The organism is Niallia yueguangensis, from assembly GCF_052663115.1.
This window is the reverse complement of sequence record NZ_JBQTCX010000010.1, coordinates 66,636-83,082: the sequence shown is the minus strand read 5'-3', so window position 1 is coordinate 83,082 and position 16,447 is coordinate 66,636. Positions and strand designations below refer to the sequence as shown.

Annotated in this window: 15 protein-coding genes and 1 pseudogene; 7 read left to right on the top strand and 9 right to left on the bottom strand. The window is 35.0% G+C overall.

What is annotated here, in order from left to right:
* Nucleotides 1-153 precede the first annotated feature (153 nt).
* Together ACTYA4_RS11175 and ACTYA4_RS11170 are read left to right on the top strand one after the other, a co-directional pair.
* Nucleotides 154-1,326 carry a M20 family metallopeptidase gene (locus ACTYA4_RS11175; protein WP_445505637.1) on the top strand — a complete coding sequence of 391 codons (1,173 nt, stop codon included), beginning with the start codon at nucleotides 154-156 and terminating at the stop codon, nucleotides 1,324-1,326.
* 442 nt (nucleotides 1,327-1,768) lie between these two features.
* Complete coding sequence (locus ACTYA4_RS11170; RefSeq protein ID WP_443481057.1) at nucleotides 1,769-2,092, top strand: YnfA family protein; 324 nt, start codon at nucleotides 1,769-1,771, stop codon at nucleotides 2,090-2,092.
* A 2-nt stretch (nucleotides 2,093-2,094) separates the two neighbouring features.
* On the opposite strand, the gene ACTYA4_RS11165 is transcribed toward ACTYA4_RS11170, so the two are convergent.
* From ACTYA4_RS11165 to pepT, 5 genes are all read right to left on the bottom strand, one after another.
* Complete coding sequence (locus tag ACTYA4_RS11165; RefSeq protein WP_445505636.1) at nucleotides 2,095-3,294, bottom strand: AGE family epimerase/isomerase; 1,200 nt, start codon at nucleotides 3,292-3,294, stop codon at nucleotides 2,095-2,097.
* A gap of 207 nt (nucleotides 3,295-3,501) precedes the next feature.
* Nucleotides 3,502-4,110, bottom strand: coding sequence for a Type 1 glutamine amidotransferase-like domain-containing protein (locus ACTYA4_RS11160; protein ID WP_443481056.1), 609 nt, complete (start codon nucleotides 4,108-4,110; stop codon nucleotides 3,502-3,504).
* A gap of 332 nt (nucleotides 4,111-4,442) precedes the next feature.
* Nucleotides 4,443-5,087, bottom strand: coding sequence for a ribulose-phosphate 3-epimerase (gene rpe, locus ACTYA4_RS11155; RefSeq protein WP_443481055.1), 645 nt, complete (start codon nucleotides 5,085-5,087; stop codon nucleotides 4,443-4,445).
* Nucleotides 5,088-5,248: 161 nt separating this feature from the next.
* Nucleotides 5,249-5,662 carry a hypothetical protein gene (locus ACTYA4_RS11150; protein WP_443481054.1) on the bottom strand — a complete coding sequence of 138 codons (414 nt, stop codon included), beginning with the start codon at nucleotides 5,660-5,662 and terminating at the stop codon, nucleotides 5,249-5,251.
* 449 nt (nucleotides 5,663-6,111) lie between these two features.
* Entirely contained in the window at nucleotides 6,112-7,347 is a 1,236-nt protein-coding gene (gene pepT, locus ACTYA4_RS11145; RefSeq protein WP_445505657.1) for a peptidase T, read from the bottom strand.
* Nucleotides 7,348-7,517: 170 nt separating this feature from the next.
* Here pepT and ACTYA4_RS11140 point away from each other — a divergent pair, with 170 nt between their 5' ends.
* Nucleotides 7,518-8,126, top strand: coding sequence for a thioredoxin fold domain-containing protein (locus ACTYA4_RS11140; RefSeq protein WP_445505635.1), 609 nt, complete (start codon nucleotides 7,518-7,520; stop codon nucleotides 8,124-8,126).
* A gap of 650 nt (nucleotides 8,127-8,776) precedes the next feature.
* Nucleotides 8,777-11,821: an efflux RND transporter permease subunit gene (locus ACTYA4_RS11135; protein WP_443481052.1), complete on the top strand. Its 3,045-nt coding sequence runs from the start codon at nucleotides 8,777-8,779 to the stop codon at nucleotides 11,819-11,821.
* Nucleotides 11,822-11,956: 135 nt separating this feature from the next.
* Here ACTYA4_RS11135 and ACTYA4_RS11130 read toward each other — a convergent pair whose 3' ends face one another.
* The 4 genes from ACTYA4_RS11130 to ACTYA4_RS11115 all read right to left on the bottom strand — a co-directional run bounded on the left by ACTYA4_RS11130 (nucleotide 11,957) and on the right by ACTYA4_RS11115 (nucleotide 14,533).
* Nucleotides 11,957-12,478 (bottom strand): DJ-1/PfpI family protein, encoded by a 522-nt coding sequence (locus tag ACTYA4_RS11130; RefSeq protein WP_443481051.1) that lies wholly within the window; start codon nucleotides 12,476-12,478, stop codon nucleotides 11,957-11,959.
* A gap of 134 nt (nucleotides 12,479-12,612) precedes the next feature.
* Nucleotides 12,613-12,984 (bottom strand): winged helix-turn-helix transcriptional regulator, encoded by a 372-nt coding sequence (locus ACTYA4_RS11125; RefSeq protein ID WP_443481050.1) that lies wholly within the window; start codon nucleotides 12,982-12,984, stop codon nucleotides 12,613-12,615.
* A gap of 115 nt (nucleotides 12,985-13,099) precedes the next feature.
* Nucleotides 13,100-13,876 carry a class I SAM-dependent methyltransferase gene (locus ACTYA4_RS11120; RefSeq protein ID WP_443481049.1) on the bottom strand — a complete coding sequence of 259 codons (777 nt, stop codon included), beginning with the start codon at nucleotides 13,874-13,876 and terminating at the stop codon, nucleotides 13,100-13,102.
* Nucleotides 13,877-14,020: 144 nt separating this feature from the next.
* Nucleotides 14,021-14,533, bottom strand: coding sequence for a hypothetical protein (locus ACTYA4_RS11115; protein ID WP_445505634.1), 513 nt, complete (start codon nucleotides 14,531-14,533; stop codon nucleotides 14,021-14,023).
* Between the two features lie 127 nt (nucleotides 14,534-14,660).
* On the opposite strand from ACTYA4_RS11115, the gene ACTYA4_RS11110 reads away from it, so the two are divergent.
* The 3 genes and pseudogenes from ACTYA4_RS11110 to ACTYA4_RS11100 all read left to right on the top strand — a co-directional run bounded on the left by ACTYA4_RS11110 (nucleotide 14,661) and on the right by ACTYA4_RS11100 (nucleotide 16,361).
* On the top strand, nucleotides 14,661-15,533 hold the full coding sequence (locus tag ACTYA4_RS11110) for a LysR family transcriptional regulator (RefSeq protein ID WP_443481047.1): 873 nt from the start codon (nucleotides 14,661-14,663) through the stop codon (nucleotides 15,531-15,533).
* A 39-nt stretch (nucleotides 15,534-15,572) separates the two neighbouring features.
* A pseudogene (locus ACTYA4_RS11105) lies at nucleotides 15,573-16,061 on the top strand (GNAT family N-acetyltransferase); the annotation flags it as partial.
* A 30-nt stretch (nucleotides 16,062-16,091) separates the two neighbouring features.
* Nucleotides 16,092-16,361, top strand: a complete 270-nt coding sequence (locus ACTYA4_RS11100) for a chorismate mutase (RefSeq protein ID WP_445505656.1) — start codon at nucleotides 16,092-16,094, stop codon at nucleotides 16,359-16,361.
* Nucleotides 16,362-16,447: the final 86 nt, after the last annotated feature.

The following is a 16,447-nucleotide window of genomic DNA, read 5'->3' as shown; positions in this document are numbered from 1 at the left end:
ACTTATGAATAATAGTGGGTTGGGTATATATATACCTTTAATAGTCAGTATATTCTGATTAGTTAGAAAGAATAATGGGGAAAGTAGAGTTATTGGCTCGGCTTAGCCGTCTGTGTTTCTTTTCATAATAATATAAAAAGGGGTTTTGAGGGGATGGAACACTATATTAAAAGCAAAGAAAAAGAAATGATAGATTTACTAGAGACTCTTGTCAATATTGATAGCGGAAGTTATATAAAAAAAGGGATCGATAAGATTGGAAAGATGCTAGTTTCTGAATACAAAGAATTAGGATTTCGAACAGAAATTATCGAAGAACAAGAAAGAGGCAATCACATAATTCTTCGTCATCAAGAAGCTGATAATCCAAAGATCATGATAGTTGCTCATATGGATACTGTTTTTCCAAAAGGGACAGTAAAAAGCAGACCGTTCCGCATTGAGGACCATTTTGCATATGGACCTGGAGTAGTTGATATGAAAGGGAGTCTTGTGTCGGTCCTTTATGCGATAAAAGCATTGCATCATGCTGGAAATGAAGGGTATAAAAACGTAGAAATCATTTTAAACAGTGATGAAGAAATTGGTTCTACTTCTTCTAGAAAATTAATTGAACAGACTGCAAACAATAAGGAATATTCCCTTATAGTTGAACCTGGAAGAAGAGATGGCTCGATTGTTTCGGCGCGTAAAGGAGGTGGAAGATATACGTTAAAAGTGAAAGGAGTAGCTGCCCATGCAGGGGTTGAACACGAAAAGGGAAGAAGCGCTATTGCGGAATTAGCATATAAAACAATAAAGTTGCATGAATTGACAAAATACCAAGAAGGAATCACTGTAAATGTTGGTATGATAGAAGGTGGAACATCCGTTAACACTGTAGCGTCAACAGCGATTGCTGGAGTAGATGTTAGAATAGCGAAGATGGAACAAGCTCCTCTTCTTGATAAAAAAATTCGGGAGATTTGTTCTGTTTCAGATATAGAAGGAACAGAAATTGAAGTAAAAGGTAAAATCAATCGTCCGCCAATGGAAAAAACGAAAGGTTCTATTAAACTATTAAAAATTGTTCAAGAAGCGGGTGCTGAAGCAGGGATTAATATAAAAGATACATATACCGGAGGGGGATCAGATGGTGCCTTCACAAGTGCATTAGGTGTTCCAACAATGGATGGATTAGGACCAGTAGGCGGTTTTGCCCACAGTGAGGAAGAATATCTTGATTTAGATACGTTTGTGGAAAGAACGTTTATGTTGGCAACGATTATCAGCAAGCTGACAGCAAGTCAACATGCTGCTCACCTCTCACATGCCGATATAGTATAGCAGCATTCATTTTTGGCATTAGAAGTATATATTATTTGGGAAAGCTTGTTACTACTAGCAAACGCTGTATAGGGTAAGATATGATATAATTCACAAGGTAAAAAGAAGGCTGTTTTCTAAAAGTTTGTTGTTTTTGAATAAAACAATAAACATGGTTGAAGCACGGAGCAGCCTGAATACACGTAGACTCCTGCGGGAAAAGCGAGAAAGACGAGACCCCACAGGAGCATAGCGACGAGGAGGCTCGGCGCTCGTCCACGGAAAGCGAAGTGTATTCAGGCTGCGGGTTAAACAACAACAATCTATACGAAAAGAGTTAAAAGAAAAATCAGTGCTATTAAAAGGAACAACACTATCAATAATAAAAACAAGAGGAAAACACTTGGTGATGTCATGAATAAAAGCCGAGTGTTTTTCCTTGAACGAGAAAGAAAGGTTCATTATGATGACTTTTATTTTATTTTTACTGGCAGGATTAGCTGAAATCGGGGGAGGCTATTTAATTTGGTTATGGCTGCGTGAAGGAAAATCAGGCTTTTTTGGTGTAATCGGCGGAATGATATTAGTATTGTATGGAATTATTGCTACCTTCCAATCATTCCCTTCGTTTGGTAGAGTCTACGCTGCATACGGAGGCGTGTTTATTGTATTATCCGTTTTGTGGGGCTGGGGAATTGACAAAAAAACACCAGATTTGTATGACTGGATTGGAGCAGTGATTTGTATCATTGGCGCTTCTGTTATATTGTTTGCACCTAGGCATTAAACTTAAATAAATGTCCGCATTGCTTCATAATAATTCGCAATCGGATGATAATCTGTTTTATTAACAGGGCTTTTTATATTGCTGTATTTTTGATTTTCCCGATTTAATAACTGAAACCAGCCGCCATGCTTTTTATCGACAAAATGCATCCAGGCATAAGAAAAAAGAGTGTCGTAATTATGCTGGTAATCTGGGGATTGTAATTTTTTTGCCAAGAGAGCAGACGCTCCAAAACTTTCTGCCATCACCCAGTAATGTTTATCAGCATCAAGAATTTTTCCATCTATTGATAGAGAGTAATAGATGCCGCCATACAATGGATCAGACCCTTTTTTGAATGCTAGATTATATAATTCAACTGATTTTGTTACCATCCATTGTTCGGAATGATGTCTTTCCAACATTAAAAGCAACTTGCTCCATTCAATCGAGTGGCCGAATATGAAACCTTCTGGGCGAAATTCTTTTAAAGAAGGATTTGTTTCGTTGTAGGACCAATCAATAGTCCATGTTGAATCATAATGCTCCCAGATCATGCCGCTAGACTGCGAAGTTAATCGAGTTACGTTTTTAGCGAGTATATAAGCCTTTTTTAAATACTTTTCTTCAGAAGTTGCTTCATATGCAGCAATCATTGCTTCACACATATGCATATTGGCATTTTGCCCTCTGTATGGGGAAGGATTGCTCCAGTCTCTGTCAAATTCATCTAAATACAACTGATATTTAGGTTCAAAAAAATATGTTTCTGCGACATCATAAATAAAATCCAAAAGAGGATAAGCAGATTTCACTCCTGCTTGATACGCCTTTGCAGCCGCTAAAAGGGCAAATGCATGACCATATGTACGCTTGGATGGATCACTTGCTTTTTTGCCGTTTAATAACCAAAAAAAGCCGCCATACTCTTTGTCTAAATGATATTTTTGCAAAAAAGCTAATCCATGTTCAATTACAGGTATACACCAAGAAGCATGACCTATCATCGCTCCAGTGCTGAATATATAAATAAAGCGAGCTGTTCCAATTAAACTTTTCGTCTGAAAATCACAAATCGTTCCATCATCAAGAAAACATTGATAATATCCGCCATTTTTTGTATCTATACATCGCGGATAATAAAAACGAAGAATTGCTTCTATTTGCTGTTTTAACCATGCAGGATCTGAAAAAGAGGGGGATTGTGCATGATGAGTTCTCATTTGTTCCACCACCATATATTTTTATTGCATATATGGTAATCATTATGAGAAAGAAATAGAATCTATTCCCAATATTAAAATAGGAAATGTTAAATTTCATTGTTGATTTAATATAAATAAATAGAGTTATAGCTCTACGAAACGTGTAATATCAACTCTATTTTTCTTGTGATATTCGAGAGTCGAATGTTAAAAAAACGCTTCGCTTTATGTATCAATTCGTGCAATTAACTCTTCATTTCTAAAGTGCAGGTTTTGATTATCTTCTAACTTATAAATACGAAAATAATTTTGCTTTGACGCCCATGAATCAAATGCTTTCTTTCGAATAGTGTCATTATAATGCGGACATAATGTGCCTTTTAAAATACCTAAACCATCAAATTCTTCATATGTATCATTATCTCGTTCACTATAACATTTTTCAAACCAACACATTGCTCCTGCACTTATTCCCGCAAGTATTATGCCGTTATTGTATGCTTTTTTTAAAACACCGTTAAAGTTCGTTTCGTTCCATTTATAAAGCATGTATTGTGTATTTCCACCTCCAACATACAAAATATGTTGAGAATTAATTATCTCTTGTATGTTTGGATTCAGCATATCCTTAATTGTGATATGAGTTGTATTATATTTAGAAAAAGAATGATGAAACTTATGTATATATTCTTCTGCATCATTACTTGCTGTTGAAATAAAACAAATATTTATCGAAGAAGAATCACTGATTTGTTTTATTATATATTCATCAATATAAGCATCTACTTCTTCAGAAAAACCCCCACCTGAAATGGCAATTATATTTCGTTCCATTTTCAATCCCCTTTCTATTTTGCCCTTTATGTTCAATAACGGACAGATTATATGTTTTCTCTTTTATTATTGATTCTACAAATATTACCATAAACCTTTATTCAGTATGATTTTGTTTTGAGGTTATACGAATAATATTGAACACCTTCATTCAAATCGACTAATAACATACATTCTTGTAATTATTATAGAATGCACGTTCATAATTTTTTGGATATTAATAGTCTTAATTAATAGCCTAAAAATAAAAAAAGCTTTTCTAAAGAGAAAAGCTTTAAGTGTGTGGATAATAAACAAATTGGTTTTTATATATTTAATCAATAGGCGGATAATTATCCTCTTATAGCATTAATAGCCTCTTCGCGGTTTGAATTTCCATAAATAAACGAACCTGCCACTAAAACATTGGCACCTGCTTCGACGCAAATTTTTGCTGTCTCTGCATTAATACCGCCATCCACTTCAATTTCCAATTCAGGATTAAAGTGATCAGCAAGTTGACGTACTGCTGAAATTTTTGGTACAACATTTGAAATAAATTTTTGACCGCCAAAGCCAGGGTTAACAGTCATCAATAAAACCATATCAATATCTTCTATTATATGCTGAATCGTATCAACAGGAGTACTTGGGTTTAAGACGACACCAGCTTTGATTCCTTGTTCTTTAATTAATTGAATAGTGCGATGCAGATGGCGGCATGCCTCTACATGTACCGTAATAATATCAGCACCTGCTTTTGCAAAAGCAGGAATATAGTGATCAGGATTTTCAATCATTAAGTGAACATCCAACGGCAATTTTGTAATAGGGCGAATTGCTTCGACAACTAGCGGTCCAATCGTAATATTAGGAACAAAATGACCATCCATGACATCAACATGGATATAATCCGCTCCGCCTCGTTCGACATCTTTTATATCTTCACCTAAAGCGGCAAAGTTTGCAGATAGAATAGAGGGTGCAATTTTAATCATAAAAAATACCTCCAATTATATGTATTAATTCTGTTTTTGTGGTTATTTCCTATTATGTTATTCAGGTGAAAATCTTGTACCTAAAATTATATCAAATGATAGAAGGGAAGAACAGGCAGCCTTCCCTTCTTCTAAGCTGAACGAAGACGGGGAGAAAATTTTTATATAAAGCGTTCCACTTTTTGTTTCGTTTCTGCGGAACAAGATTGAAAGTTAGAAGAAATACATTGTATTAAAAGCTCTTTGTTTTTATATTGCTCCGGTTTATTTTTATTGTAATAAAATCGTACGGACTCTTCTTCTTTAAAAAACTCTTTTCCGACTTTTAGTAAAGTGGTAACCGGAAGTGTTGAGAAGTTAATAGTGGAAGATGAAACTTCCGCCTGCGCATTTTCTTCGTTTTGGTGGAATTCTTCTACTACTTTGTTTAATAATGTTTCTTGTTCTAAAACTTGTTTGAAAAGTTTCTTTTGAACCCTTTTCTTTTTTGAGTGAAGTCCAAACATATTAAAAATAAAATGATGAAGTTCTCTGTTTTGGACAACGTCTTCTTTTGTTTTGTAAATTGTGTTCATTTTTTAACTCCTTTATCTTTAAGAGGATGTTCAAAAAGTCACCAAACTCAAGCGGCTAATCTTTTCGTTGGCTTGCTTCTAATTTGTTGCCTTTTTGAACACGTATTTTAAGCTGCATGATCTACATCGATCTGGATATTTGCACGAAAACTATTATATACTAAACTAGCAAAAGTACAAAACCTTGTATAAAAATGGAAGAAGAATAGGCGGAAAAGTGTGGAACTGCCGCTTTAAGACAGCTCCATTAGAGAAATATGTAGTGCTGTGAATAGATTAATGACTTTCGTGTTCTCTAGGAATTTATAAACGAAACTTGGTTGTTGATAACTAAAGGGGATTAGTCTGCGTCCAGCTGCAGCGCCTATCGTACTTCAGGTCTTCTCCCTAAGATAAGTCAAGCCCCTTCAGTCCGTACGGCGATGAGCAAGGCGCTTCCGCTTTTGTTCTTAAACTGCTTTTTGTTCAAATAACCGGACAATTTCTACGATTACCTCAACAGACTTCTGCATATTTTCAACCGAAATATATTCAAATTTACCGTGAAAATTTTCTCCTCCAGTAAATATATTTGGGGTTGGCAATCCCATATAAGAAAGCTGTGATCCGTCTGTACCTCCGCGAATTGGCTGAACAATTGGTTCAATTCCTAAATTTTTCATCGCTTCATACGCAACATCCACAATTTCTTTTACAGGTTCAATTTTTTCCCGCATATTAAAGTATTGATCTTCAAGGGCAAGTATAACGGTATTTTCGCCATACTTTTTATTTAGTTCATTGACGATTTGCTCCAAGAAGCTTTTCTTCTTTTCAAATTCAGAGCGGTCAAAATCTCGGATAATATAATAAAGCTTTGTTTGTTCCACATCTCCCTCAAACGATAATAGATGGTAAAAACCTTCATATCCTTCTGTAAACTCAGGAGCTTCTAGGCTTGGCAAGCTAGCTTGCAATTCCATGGCGATTTTAATGGAATTTACCATTTTTCCTTTGGCAGTACCTGGATGAACATTTGTACCATTTACGGTAATTTTTGCTCCAGCTGCATTAAAGCTTTCGTATTGCAGCTCGCCAAGTGGACCGCCATCTACTGTATAGGCAAAATCAGCAGAAAAGGCATCTACATCGAATTTATGAGGTCCCCTTCCTATTTCTTCATCTGGTGTGAAAGCGACGCGGATTTTTCCATGTTTTATTTCAGGATGATCCATTAAATAAATAAGAGCCGTCATAATCTCGGCAATTCCTGCTTTATTATCTGCACCAAGAAGTGTAGTTCCGTCAGTAGTAAGTAAAGTATGTCCGACATAGTTTTTTAGCTCTGGAAATTCCTTTGGTGATAAAATAATCGATAACGCTTTATTTAACATAATCTCGCCGCCAGTATAGTTTTCTACTATTTGCGGGCGGACATTTTTTCCTGTGAAGTCGGTAGCAGTATCTAAATGGGCAAGAAATCCAATGGTTGGTACATTTTTATCGGTATTTGCAGGGAGTGTAGCCATTACATAACCATTTTCATCGATGGTTACTTCCTTCATCCCAATTTCTTTTAATTCTTCCACTAACATGTTGGCCAATGTAAGCTGGCCAGATGTAGATGGACAAGTTTGTGAATCTGCATTTGATTGTGTATCCACAGCTGCGTAGGAAATAAATCGGTCCATTATACTGCTCTGCATCATTTTTGCCTCCTTTTTTAAACTAAGTAAATTTTACCATGAAATACAATTATATTTCTCGTTTGCAATTATGCAAAAAGTCACTTTCTTGATAAAAAATCCAAAAAATGCACAAAAAAATAATTGGTTTTTATCGGTACAATTACAGTATGAAAACGAGGAGGCGAAGCATGAAAAATATTCGGCGTGTTGTAATCATTTTACTAGTTTTTATCCTTATTGTTTGTTTTATTAGCATAAAGTTTTTGACGTTTAATAGAGAAAATACTTCGATTGGTGATATAAAAAAGATAAGTGCACAAAATACATTTGCACAAAAAGAGGACGAGTATATCGTGTACTATTGGCAAGCAACTTGTTCTTATTGTAAACAAATCGAAAAAGACGTGCTTCGCTTCAGCAATAATGCAAAGATCCCTATTTATATAGTGGATATGCAAGATTCATTGAATACAAGCAGCTGGTATGATTGGGAAGGGCATCATAAAAAGTACGATAAAGTGATTGGAAAAATAGAAGATGGAAAAGAAGTGTTAAATGCAGGGGTAAATATAGATGATTATAAAAATAGTAAGGACGTTTCCTGGAGTTTTGAAGCAACAAAAGATAAGAAAATGATCGCAAGGCATAACACACCGTACGGAAATAAAACCCCAGCCAATGCAGATGTAATAGAGATAACAGGAACACCAACGATGATTCACGTGAAAAACGGAAAATTTGCTGAATATGCAGTTGGGGTGGACGAAACAGTCAAGTTAATGCAGGGAAATAAGTAATACAAAAATTAGATGGAGAATTTTTTTTGTTTATTAGACGGACATAAAAACTTATGGCTTTTGCTTCTGACTTTGTTTGGTTAGTAGTCCAAAATAAAGAAGGGATCTAAACAGGTGAAACAAATGCTTTTACATAGAGGCATCTGTAAATCGATTAGAAAAAACATTTATTAAAAGAAGCTTTTAATGAATGCTTTTAATTTTTAAAATCAAAATTCATGTAAAGTAAATGTTAAAAATTTATGAAAGTTAAACAGTCCAATAGGATTGCAAGTAATTAAGAAGAATATAAGATGCTAGCAACGAATAGTGATGAAGTGTATGACGGTTTATGAAGGATTGATGACGGAAAATGATGGTGGTGAGTGCAACAGCGAAAAAATCTGAAGAAAACTTCGGTAGAAATTGTACATCAGTAAAACTGCAGTAGTATTGACTAAATTAACACACATAATGCACTGAAAAAATTGTCTCTCAGTGCTTTTTTTGTGGCTATAAACTTCTAGCCTCATTCTAACCCTTATAAATTCAGTCTAGAGACCTAGACCTAAATACAGCGTCAGACAGTCCATTGTTTTCCAAATAATAACTACAATAAATGAGGTAAAGCAAAAGCTATAAAAATTTAAAATGTAAAGGGGAAATGAACATTGTCTTGGTTTACAAGGTGGGCTTTTGGAAATAAAGCTGCTGTCGGATTAATTGCAATCATTCTTTTAATTACCGGTGCAGTAAGCTATTTTAGATTGCCGATGGAATTATTGCCTTCTGCTGATCAGCCATTTTTATCTGTTGTTGTGCTAGGAGAAGGGATGGATACAAAAAGTATGGAAGACCAGGTAACCAAACCTGTTGAAAATGCTTTGGATTCGATTGATGGAAAAGTCAATATTTTTTCAACTACGGGTGATGGTTATTCAAGTACGGAAATTCACTTAGATTCGAAAAAAGATAAAAAAGAAGCAAAAAGAGAAATAGAAGAGGCATTAGCAGCTTTAACACTGCCAAATACAGTTTCAAAACCACATGTTGTTCTTTTAAACACATCGATGATTCCAGTATCTTATGTGTCTGTCAGCTTCGATAACGAAGTAACACAAAAGAATATAGAATTTGCAAAAGAGAAAATTATTCCAGAATTTAAAGATATAGACGGTGTATCTAGTGTGCAAACATATGGGACAGTACCTTCTCATGTATCTGTTCAATTAGATCAGACAAAATTAATGAAAAACCACGTTTCATTTGAACAAGTCATCTCTATTCTTCAAGGGCAAAATGCTTCTTATTCGATTGGAGAAAAAGTAATTGATAATAAATCGATCAATATGAAAATAGTCGGTACAGTTGACAGTTTAGAAAAACTAAAAGATGTAAAAATAAATGAATCCACTTCATTTGCTGACATTGCAAACATTCAATTAAAAAAGCAAGAAAATATTTTAACAAGAGTAAATGGGAAAGACTCGCTTCTTTTAGTCATCTCAAAAGACGGAAATTCCAATGCAGTAGCGGTCAGCGATAATGCTGAAAAAACAGCAAAATCAATCAGTAAAAAATATAATGATGTGGATGCAAGGGTGATGATCACTTTTGCAGATACAGTAAAATCCTCTGTTAACAGCATGATGAGGGAAGTATTATTAGGTGCAGCATTTGCGACCATTGTTATTATGCTATTTTTAAGAAACATCCGCTCTACTTTAATAACGATTGTCTCCATTCCGTTGTCACTAGCAATCACCTTATTTTTATTAAAAATGTCTGGTGTTACTTTAAATATATTAACATTAGGCGGTGTAGCGGTAGCAGTCGGAAGGCTTGTTGACGATAGCATCGTTGTCATTGAAAATATTTTTAGAAAAATGCAGCAAGAAAAATTTTCTGTCTCGATGGTAATAGAGGCTACAAAAGAAGTAGGCGCAGCTATTACATCCTCTACCTTAACAACGGTTGCAGTATTTTTGCCAATGGGATTATTAGGAGGAAGCTTACAAGATTTTATTTTGCCATTTGCCTTGACGATTACTTATTCACTATTAGCATCCCTTATCGTTGCATTAACGGTCGTACCGTTAATGAGTGCAAGCTTATTAAAAAATGCGAAGCTGCATGAACATAAACCGTCTAAACGGTTAGAGAAAATTGTAAACTGGTCCTTAAATCACAAAGCAATCGTGTTAATTACAGCGTTTGTTGTATTTGGAGGAAGTGTTGCTTCTTATATGCTTCTGCCGAAAGGAACAGTGGATAATTCAAAACCAGAATTTGCATCTGTATTATTGACCTATTCAAATGAAACACCGATAGAAACAGTAAAATCTGAATCAATAAAATTAGAAAAATATATTCTAGAGCAAGAAGGTATAAAAGATGTTTATTTACAGCTTGGAAATGCAGAAGATGCAGCACAATTTGGCCAGGTTAATTCCTCTACACAGTCTCAGCTGTTAGTAACATTTAAAGATGAAAAGGATATTAGCAAATTTGTAAAAGATATGCAAAAGCAGAAGAAAAACTATCCTAATGCAAGCCTGGAAGCCAGCGAGTCGACTTTAATGGGAGGAAGCCAAACAAGCATCACGATTGACATCGTTGGTGAAGACAGCAAAAAACGAGAAGATACGGCAGAAATGGTAGAAAAAGAAATAGCGGATATTAGTGGAATTGAAAAGCTTACAAGCAACCAGGAAGATAAGAAACAAGTTTACTCATTTGAAGTAAAACCTGGACTAGGAAAAGTCGATCAAATTGCAAAGTCAACATCTATGTTAATCAACAGCACACCAATTGGAGCGGTTAACATTGATGGTGAATCAACAGCTGTTCAACTCGAGCCAATGTATAAAATTAATTCAGAAGAAGACTTAAAGAAGCTTCCGATTACAACAGAAGCTGGTCCGAAAACTTTATCTGATTTAGTTGATATTAGTAAACAAGAGGAACCTGTTAAGCTTTATCATAAAGACGGCGATCCTTATATACGCTTAACAGCGGTCATTGATCCAGAAAAAGTATCGGTTATCTCAGATGAAATTAACAAAAAAATAAATGGAGATGGTAAAAGCAAAGGGTTAAAAATACCATCTGATGTAAAAGTATTGATTGGAGGAGCAAGTGCAGACCAGTCAAGTGACTTTAATGATTTATTTATGACAATGCTTGTTTCGATTGGAATTGTGTTTATCATTATGGTCATTACCTTTAAATCGATAAAAGCACCAATTGCGATACTAGCATCCTTGCCGCTCGCTGCAATCGGAGCAATAGCTGGAATTATCATCAGCAGAATTTCTGTAGATGTAACAGCATTACTTGGAGCATTAATGCTTATCGGAATCGTTGTAACGAACGCGATTGTACTTTTAGACCGTGTGAAACATAATGAACAGACAATGACGATAAGAGATGCGGTTGTAGAAGCAGTGCTTGTTAGAATGAGACCGATTTTAATGACGGCTATCGCAACAATTTCTGCGATGCTTCCGTTGCTGTTTAAACAAGCGGAAAGCATGAATTTAGTTTCAAGCAGCTTAGCAATCGTCGTTATCGGCGGGTTGGCAGTCGCAACAATCTTAACATTAATCATTATTCCAGTAATTTATGAGCTGCTTTATTTTAGAAAATCGAAAAAACAGCGAATGAATAAGACGGATATAGTGGAAAAAGGCAATTTTAGAACAGAAGATGTTTAATCTTTAACTATATAAAGGAAAAAGATTGTCTCCATCATCCTCCCAAATTAGTTGGAAGGGAAAAGTTAGGAGACAATCTTTTTGTGTTTAAAAAATGAAATTTAAAGATCAATTTTTGTAAGTATTCAGCTAAAGTTATAAACTAAATGCAGCAACTAAACTTTTTCCAAATTGTTCCGCACCATCTGGACCATTGCTTGTAATGATATCTTTATGTACTACTACATGTTCGGCAACATAATCAACTGTATTTGCTTTTAATTCATTTATCATTACATCAACTGGATAGCAAGTTGCTTTTCGGCCAGAAAGTAAACCTGTTTTTACGACAGATACAGAGCCTGCACATATGCCTGCAATAAGAATTTTTTGTGCATAGGCATCTTTTAAATAGGTAAGTAAGGTGTTGTCTCCCCATAAGTGGTCAATCGTTCCGGAACCGCCAATAACTGCAATCACATCATAGTCGCTTGCAGAAACGTCAGAGAATACAGCAGCTGCTTCAACTTTTCCATTATAGTCACCGGTGATGATACCAGTTTTTGTGCTAGCAATTGTTACATCAATTCCGTTATTTTCTAACTCTGCTTTTGGTGCAAATAATTCCACTTCATTAAACCGTTCTGGTGGTATGATTAGTAATGCTTTTTTACTCATTTGTAGTTCCCCCTATAAAAAATTATCATTTCTTTACAATATCTATTTTATAATCAACAAAATAGCCTGTGAAGAATGCACTTTTTTGTAAGAAGGTTACTAACAGGTTACTAATGAATGGCTGTCGGGTTCTACTAATTTAATTCCTTCTGTATTTGTTGAATTCTCCTTTTTCCCCATTCAAACATCATTTCGACAATCGGCAATATGCTCATCCCTAATTCAGTCATCGAATATTCTACTTTTGGAGGAATCTCGGGTATTACTTCCCGATGAATAATGCCATCTTCCATTAATTCCCGCAGTTGATTTGTTAATACTTTATGAGATATTTTAGGGAAAAGTCTTTGTAAATCACTGAATCGATGAGTTCCTTCCACCCCTAAATGCCATAAAATAACCACTTTCCATTTCCCACTGATAATAGACAATGTTAGTTCTTTTTCACAATGAAAATCTCCATTTATCAGCTTTTGTTTAATTTCCTCTCGAAGTGTATCAGACATTCTTTTCTCCTTTTTAAACGTTTTTTCTTCCATATTATCATAGATAGTGAAAGAGGGAGAAAATGGATAGACAAAATAAAACTCAACCATTCAAATCAAAATGAACCGGAAATTGTTACTCTTTCACCCCAATAACCCTAATTCTTTTATAATCTGCAATCCAATTGCCGTCTTTATATAAAGTATCTTTTAAATCATGGACAGTCGTTGCTATAATACGTTGCTGCAAATCTTCCTCCACTCCACTAAAAAAATCATGTCCAAACATCCTGATCCAAGTCTTTAAACCATCTTCTCCATCTAATTTGGTTGGACGATCAAAATGGTGGGCATACGTCACTCTAAATCCTTCCTTTTCCATAAGAGTCGTATATTCTCCAATGCTTGGAAAGTACCAAGGGAATTGATCTGGTGTTAATTGTAATCCAGCTTTTTTCATAGATTGCATCGTTCCATCTGTTATTGATTGAACATTCCCTTTGCCGCCGAACTCTGCAACAAATCGTCCACCTTTTTTTAAGCTTTTATAGATGCAAGCAAGTACTTCTTGAGGTTTTTTCATCCAATGAAGGGCAGCATTTGAAAATACTGCATCAAATTCATGGTCATATTCCAGCTCAGTTGCATCTTGAACAAAGAAAGGAATAGTTGGATATTTGCTGATAGCCTGTGAAATCATACTCTCCGATTTATCTACTCCGACAATATCCACATCGAAATCAGCTAATTTTTTGGCTAAATCTCCTGTTCCACAGCCAAGGTCAAGTATTCTTTCCCCTTTTTTTGGAGCTAATAATTCTACGACATCATTTCCATATTTTGAAACAAAACGATGGTTTGAATCGTATAAATTTGCATTCCAATTATCTTGATTACTTTTGATTTCTCCCATGATAATTCTCCTTTTATTTAATTTTAAAATTTGTTTCAACTTAGACGAGTGTCTAGCGTAGGCGTACAGGACGTACAAGTGCCGGCGTTGCCACAGGCTCGCAGGATGCGAATCAATCGACGAAGAAATAAGGACGTGGCGTACTTAGTGTATTTTCCTCTTTTGCGTATTTAGCAGGCCAGCGCCTATCCCCTGTGAAAGATAATCCTTTAAGTCGATTTTGTCCTTCATAGCACGAATGAAAAACATTTTTTTCGATTTTGAACCGATTTTGTCTTTCATAGCACGAATGAAAAACATTTTTTTCGATTTTGAACCGATTTTGTCCTTCATAGCACGAATGAAAGACATTTTTTTCGATTTTGAACCGATTTTGTCTTTCATAGCACGAATGAAAGACATTTTTTTCGATTTTGAACCGATTTTGTCTTTCATAGCACGGATGAAAGACATTTTTTTCGATTTTGAACCGATTTTGTCTTTCATAGTACGAATGAAAGACATTTTTTTCGATTTTGAACCGATTTTGTCTTTCATAGCACGAATGAAAGACATTTTTTTCGATTTTGAATTGATTTTGTCCTTCATAGCACGAATGAAAGACATTTTTTTCGATTTTGAACCGATTTTGTCCTTCATAGCACGAATGAAAGACAATTGACGCCTTCGCTTTTCTTTTAAGCTGTATATTTTTTCTAATTCGATTATAATAGAAGAAATACATAATGAACATTAACAAAAAAAGTGGAAATTAATAACGAATGGTTATTACAAGGTGCTTAATGTGGATATTAAATTATTAAAAACGTTTATTGTTGCAGCTAAATATGAAAACTTCCGCAGAACTTCTGATGAGCTTTTTTTAACGCAGCCAGCAATTACAAAACATATACAAAAGCTGGAAGAAAATTTGAATGTTCCTCTGTTTGAAAGAACCGGAAAAACAATTCTTCTTACAGAAGCTGGCTATAGATTTCTTCCATATGCAAAGGAAATTGTCAAAAAATATGAGCAAGGACTAGACGATTTTGAATCGTGGAAACAAGGCTATAAACGTAAATTAATTATTGCAGCTGCCCCGCAAATTGCTTCTTCTATTTTACCGTCTATATTAAGAAGTTTTATAGATGAAAATTCAGATATAGAAGTTTTAGTCAATGTCTTGAGTTCATTTGAAATAGGAGAGGAAATAGATGCAGGCAGGGCAGATATCGGGTTAACAAGAGTCGAACCTTTACAAATAAATTTGGATTGCCAGATTATTCATCAAGATCCTGTTATATTAGTAGGACCTGCTAAAGAGAAAGAATGCAAGTATGATGAAAAGAGTGTTCTGCAAACATACAGATTAATTACCCATAATCATCCCGCTTATTGGGACAGTCTTCTAAACGAAATTAAAAGGTATTATCCAACTGCCCGATTCTTGAAAGTGAATCAAATGGAAGTGACAAAACGCTTTATCGAATCTGGACTAGGCATTTCCTTTTTGCCATGGACGATGGTGCAGGAAGAGTTGGCAAGGAATAAATTGGTCCAATTAAAAGCGGATAAAATTTCGCTTCCGACTTCCTTTACTTATTTGTTGACAAAAATAAAAACAAAGGAAGCAAGTGCATTTATCGAATTTTTACAAGAAGAATTAAATAAGTTTTAAAGGGATATAGGTGAAAATAACATGATTGAGGAGTCCATTATGAACAAAAATATTATTGTAAAAGAATATAGCAGTGAATATCAGAGTCAGGTTGTTGACTTGATCCTTTCGATCCAACAGCAGGAATATAATATTTCCATTACGGTTCAAAGACAGCCAGATTTATCCGCCATCGAATATTTCTATCAAACTGGAATAGGGAACTTTTGGGTGGCTCTTCATGATGATAAAGTAATCGGAACGATCAGTCTGTTTGATATTGGCAATAACCAAGCAGCATTAAGGAGAATGTTTGTTCAGAAAGAATACCGTGGATCTGCATATAAAACGGCAAAGTTATTGTTGAATAATGCCATCAAATGGGCAAAGGACAAGTCAATTAAAACGATTCATTTAGGAACAACATCTAACTTTAAAGCTGCTCAGCGCTTTTATGAAAAAAATGGCTTTAAACGAATAGCTGCTGAAGAGTTGCCTGAGTCTTTTCCGAAAGTTGCAATTGATGACATATTTTATGAGTACATTGTTCATATAAACAATGTCCACAGCTTAGAAGAAGTGAGAGAGAATATTGATCGTTTAGACAGCCAAATTGTCGGATTAATTAAGGAAAGAAGTGACTTTGTTGCTCAAGCTGCTCGCTTTAAAAAAGACACAGACGATGTAAAAGCACCAAAAAGAGTGGAAGCGGTTATTGAAAAAGTCCGAAATTTAGCAGAGAAAAAAAATGTAAGCCCAGATCTAATCGAGGAAGTATATCGCACGATGATTGCTTGTTTTATTAAAGAGGAGCTTGAGGTACATTCGAAAATAGTAAAGGAGAAATGATTATAGTCCACTTTTTTCAGTTGAATAACCTTTCTATTTTTATAGAGATTCGAAGATAAAGTTATCTTATAAATATTGGAGTGCAA

Bases quoted from the DNA above. Each gene is read 5' to 3' on its own strand.
- ACTYA4_RS11175 (WP_445505637.1), top strand. From the start codon at position 154: ATGGAACACTATATTAAAAGCAAAGAAAAAGAAATGATAGATTTACTA.
- ACTYA4_RS11170 (WP_443481057.1), top strand. From the start codon at position 1,769: ATGATGACTTTTATTTTATTTTTACTGGCAGGATTAGCTGAAATCGGG.
- ACTYA4_RS11165 (WP_445505636.1), bottom strand. From the start codon at position 3,294: ATGAGAACTCATCATGCACAATCCCCCTCTTTTTCAGATCCTGCATGG.
- ACTYA4_RS11160 (WP_443481056.1), bottom strand. From the start codon at position 4,110: ATGGAACGAAATATAATTGCCATTTCAGGTGGGGGTTTTTCTGAAGAA.
- rpe (WP_443481055.1), bottom strand. From the start codon at position 5,087: ATGATTAAAATTGCACCCTCTATTCTATCTGCAAACTTTGCCGCTTTA.
- ACTYA4_RS11150 (WP_443481054.1), bottom strand. From the start codon at position 5,662: ATGAACACAATTTACAAAACAAAAGAAGACGTTGTCCAAAACAGAGAA.
- pepT (WP_445505657.1), bottom strand. From the start codon at position 7,347: ATGCAGAGCAGTATAATGGACCGATTTATTTCCTACGCAGCTGTGGAT.
- ACTYA4_RS11140 (WP_445505635.1), top strand. From the start codon at position 7,518: ATGAAAAATATTCGGCGTGTTGTAATCATTTTACTAGTTTTTATCCTT.
- ACTYA4_RS11130 (WP_443481051.1), bottom strand. From the start codon at position 12,478: ATGAGTAAAAAAGCATTACTAATCATACCACCAGAACGGTTTAATGAA.
- ACTYA4_RS11125 (WP_443481050.1), bottom strand. From the start codon at position 12,984: ATGTCTGATACACTTCGAGAGGAAATTAAACAAAAGCTGATAAATGGA.
- ACTYA4_RS11120 (WP_443481049.1), bottom strand. From the start codon at position 13,876: ATGGGAGAAATCAAAAGTAATCAAGATAATTGGAATGCAAATTTATAC.